Raw genomic sequence first — 1,413 nt, 5'->3', positions numbered from 1 at the left:
GTGAAGTTTTTAAGAGTGCCTCAATACTCTGAAGTTCCTTACTCAGCGGATATGGAAGTTAATTTAGTAGTAGAGTTCTACTCTAGGTAAAATAAAAAAGCCCGTGTGGCGGAATCGGTAGACGCAGCGGACTTAAAATCCGTAGGTTTTGCGACCTTGGGAGTTCAAGTCTCCCCATGGGCACCAATTTAGTTTGGCAGAGTGTTCAAGAAATATGAAATGGTTTGATATAGAAGACATCGCAGAAGCTTTAGAGGAAAAATTTCCAGACGAAGATATAGTTAATATCAGGTTTACTGAGCTTAAGAAAAAGGTCTTGGACTTAGAAGGATTTGACGATGATGAAAAACGTTGTAATGAAAAAATACTCGAAGCTATTCAAGCAGCTTGGATTGGAGAAAGATTTTAGACCGCTATTAAACGATCTAATTAGCGCTCCTTTTCTGTTATTCCAGTGCCCCTTTCTTGCCATCCAAGTAGCTGACACTGGGACCCAGGATACTACTTTAGTAATAAATATTTAAGAAATTCACTAAATAAAAAAAAAGCAAAAGAATCCCCAGTCGATGGCTAATTATTTATATGTACCTCAAATATCGGCGTTTTTATTCTCAGCGCTACAATTCAGCTACTTTTAAATGTAAATAACCAAAACTGTAAACGTTAAGAAATTTACTGAGCGAAAAAAAAGGCAAAAAAACTCTGAGGTAGCTAGTATTCAAATTCTCCCTTATCTATTTGACGTTCTATACTGTCTTAAACGACTTATAAGCGCGTTTCAGCTTGAAAACCAGAAGTTTTAAAAAGACGTGAGGTTCACATAGTGCAAAAATTTAAACATGAGACACCAAATACCCTAAGTTTTTTGTCATTAACCCGCACAGATTGCGAAGATAAACAAATAGCTTCAGTGTCATTATTAAGGGCGTTGGAGGGACTTGTCAAGTAGTTTTTTTTCGTTTCTATTGCTAAAAAATCTGAATCCAGCTAGCTGCGCATAGTTGGTGGCAGCTTAGAGAGCAGATTTTAAGCTCAAAATTATACCTAAAAAAAATAACTTGATTGTATATGCCAAATTTATTATTAATCTCATTAAAGGAGGATTATTATGAATACAAGCATATGGAAGTGGGGAAACACGGTACACATAACAAAAATGGGCATTGAAGGTACAGTTGCACTTACGTCTTTAGCGGCAGCAATAACAGCGGTATTAATTGCTACTAATATAGTTGCTGTACCTGAGTCTTTGGCGCTTATTAGCACAATTGTTAACCCTACTGGAATTGCAGCGCTATTTATTGCTGCTATATATTTCACTATACTAGTCTCTGTGAAAAAAGTTTATCATGAGAAAATAAGGAAAGATGTAGCAAAAACTGGTAGTTTAACTTAGCTACAAATAGAGAAACT

The 1,413-nt window shown here is 35.9% G+C and carries 2 protein-coding genes, 1 tRNA gene and 1 pseudogene; all 4 read left to right on the top strand.

The annotated features are described in order from the left end of the window. Window positions 1-90, top strand: a pseudogene (locus tag GO685_RS05255) (30S ribosomal protein S4); the annotation flags it as partial. 9 nt (window positions 91-99) lie between these two features. After that, window positions 100-186, top strand: a tRNA-Leu gene (locus GO685_RS05250). Window positions 187-214: 28 nt separating this feature from the next. Beyond that, window positions 215-409: a Fe-S cluster assembly protein IscX gene (iscX, locus tag GO685_RS05245; RefSeq protein ID WP_175937872.1), complete on the top strand. Its 195-nt coding sequence runs from the start codon at window positions 215-217 to the stop codon at window positions 407-409. A gap of 699 nt (window positions 410-1,108) precedes the next feature. Beyond that, a complete protein-coding gene (locus GO685_RS05240) occupies window positions 1,109-1,396 on the top strand; it encodes a hypothetical protein (protein ID WP_175937871.1) in 288 nt (95 codons plus the stop codon). Window positions 1,397-1,413 lie beyond the last annotated feature (17 nt).

It is taken from the genome of Wolbachia endosymbiont of Madathamugadia hiepei, from assembly GCF_013366855.1.
Classification (GTDB): Bacteria; Pseudomonadota; Alphaproteobacteria; order Rickettsiales; family Anaplasmataceae; genus Wolbachia.
Note: the sequence above shows the minus strand (reverse complement) of the source record. Positions and strands in the feature narration are given on the sequence as shown.